Annotated in this window: 3 protein-coding genes; all 3 read left to right on the forward strand. The window is 39.0% G+C overall.

Annotation, left to right across the window (positions count from 1 at the left end; all coding sequences use genetic code 11):
* Positions 1 to 78: 78 nt before the first annotated feature.
* The gene (locus BMSHG_RS25485; protein WP_019157279.1) at positions 79 to 273 is read left to right on the forward strand and encodes a hypothetical protein; all 195 of its coding nucleotides are present in this window, start codon (positions 79 to 81) and stop codon (positions 271 to 273) included.
* Positions 270 to 623, forward strand: coding sequence for an IS66 family insertion sequence element accessory protein TnpB (gene tnpB, locus BMSHG_RS25490; protein ID WP_026073626.1), 354 nt, complete (start codon positions 270 to 272; stop codon positions 621 to 623). Before BMSHG_RS25485 ends, tnpB begins: the two co-directional genes overlap by 4 nt.
* 78 nt (positions 624 to 701) lie before the next feature.
* The gene (tnpC, locus tag BMSHG_RS25495; protein ID WP_019157281.1) at positions 702 to 2,282 is read left to right on the forward strand and encodes an IS66 family transposase; all 1,581 of its coding nucleotides are present in this window, start codon (positions 702 to 704) and stop codon (positions 2,280 to 2,282) included.
* The last annotated feature ends 86 nt before the right edge of the window (positions 2,283 to 2,368 follow it).

Raw genomic sequence — 2,368 nt, forward strand, 5'->3', positions numbered from 1 at the left:
GAATTCAAACAACGCATATTTTCATGCAGCGCCTCCTGATATGATACAAGTATCAATTTAAAAGGAGGTGCTTTTCTAATGCCACAAGAGAAATTAACGATTGTCCCCGTTACACTTCATCGCGAAAATATAAGTACACCCTCACCGACTCCTACAGTAACACGTTCCTCTAGCAGCTGCACGATCAAAACGGCAAATGCTGAGGTCTCCTTTTATAACGGTGTAGAGGAGCACATCATCCAAACAATCATGAGGGAGTTGAAACATTGGTGAAACATGATTATACGGATGTGAAAAATATCTATATTATTTGTGGAAAAACTGATATGCGAAAGGGAATTGATGGATTAGCTACACTGATTCAAGATTCTTTCGAACTTGACCCATATGGCGATTCTATCTTCTTGTTTGCAGGATGGAAGAAGGACCGATATAAGTGTCTGTATTTTGATGGTGATGGCTTTGCCATGCTTTACAAACGCTTGGATAATGGAAAATTACAATGGCCTAAAGATGAACAAGCGGTGCGCAATCTTTCACAGAAGCAGCTTCGCTGGCTGCTTGAAGGTTTAGCAATCCAGCAGCCAAAGGCCATTCAACCATCGGAAAAAGGAACTTTTTAAGTTTATTTTTTCTTTATATCACTGCCCTATCTCGTTATAATAGAAGGAACGAGAACGAACGAAAAGTGGTGAATGGGTATGACGAACGCTTCTTCTACGAATGAAAATCAATACGAGAAATTGATTCGAGTGCTTGAAGAGCAATTGGCACAGTCGAATCAACAAAACAGGGATTTATCAAAACAGATTGAAGCGTTAACAGACCAAGTACGCCATTTAACCAAGCTATTATATGGATCAAAAACGGAGAAATCGAAATACAATGTACCCGATGGACAAGGTTCATTATTTGATGATGACCCGTCTTTTAGCGAATCTGAGCACACAGAAGAACAAAGCCAACAGACGATTTTATATACTGTTGTACGCAAGATTCAAAAGAAAAAACGAAATGATTCATTGAATGATGATGTGGAGATAAAGGAAGTTCACCATCATCCAGAAAATACGCAATGCGATTGTTGTCAGGGACCAATGATTGAAATAGGTAGTACAATGGTGCGAGAAGAAGCAGAATTTATCCCTGCAAAAATGAAGAAAGTTCAATACTACGAACACGCATATGAATGTAAAAGTTGTAAAAGCGATACGTCAAAAAAGGCGCAAATTAAACGTGGTAAAGCACCACAACCTCCTATTCAACGCAGTATTGCGAGTCCAAGCGTCCTTGCCAAATTGATCTATGATAAATTCACACTGTATTTACCCCTTTACCGCCAGGTAAAGGAATGGGAACGTTACGGTTTGAATACTAATGATAAGAATCTTTCCAATTGGGTCATTCGTGCAGCACATGATTGGTTATTACCTGTTTATGAAAGAATGAAACATTTGATGATGGCTAAATCTGTTTTGCATGTCGACGAGACTTATGCGCAAATTATCAACCGATCCGATGGCAAAACTGGACAAGCCAATGCTTATAATTGGGTGTTTCGAAGTGTGCAGAGCCAAGGTCCAATAATAACTCTATTTCAAAGCTCATTATCACGTGGTCGAACTGTCCTTGAAGATTTCATTGACGGCTTTTCGGGAACGATTATTTGTGATGGTTACTCTGCCTATGATAAATTGGAGGGCGTTACCTTCGCAAATTGTTTTGCGCACGTTCGACGTTATTGGCTGAAAGCAGACAGCAAAAATGGGCAAATTGGTGTGAATTACTGTGACGAATTATATCGTCTTGAAAGGAAATTTAAACATTTATCTCCGAGTAAACGAAGAAAAAAACGTCAAAAATATTCGAAACCAATTGTAGATAAATTTCTTGAATGGGTAGAAACGTCCCCGTTTTACGGCAAAAATGCACTCGCGAAAGCCGCTGAATATACATTGAACAGGGCCAATGGACTCAAGGCATTTTTAAATGATGGACGTATTGAAATTGATAATAATCCAGCCGAGAATGCCATCCGCCCAAGTGTGGTTGGTCGAAAAAACTGGATCCACTCTGTTAGTGAAGCTGGTGCAAAAGCCAACGCAATCTGCTTAAGTATCGCAGAAACTGCAAAAGCCAATGGAGTCGATTTTTATCGATATCTATTGAAGTTACTGACGGAGTTACCAAATCTAGATATCTATCAAAGTCCGGAAATTTTAAATCTATATATGCCTTGGTCAAGGATGATTCAAGCTGATTGTGGAAATAAAGTGAGATAACCGTAATTCTGATAAAAAAATCATGATTTACGGTTATTTGCCATGCGTGCCGAAAAGGTACGCTTATTTTTATAATTCGGGCTTAC

This window comes from Robertmurraya massiliosenegalensis JC6 (genome assembly GCF_000311725.1).
Classification (GTDB): Bacteria; Bacillota; Bacilli; order Bacillales; family Cytobacillaceae; genus Robertmurraya; species Robertmurraya massiliosenegalensis.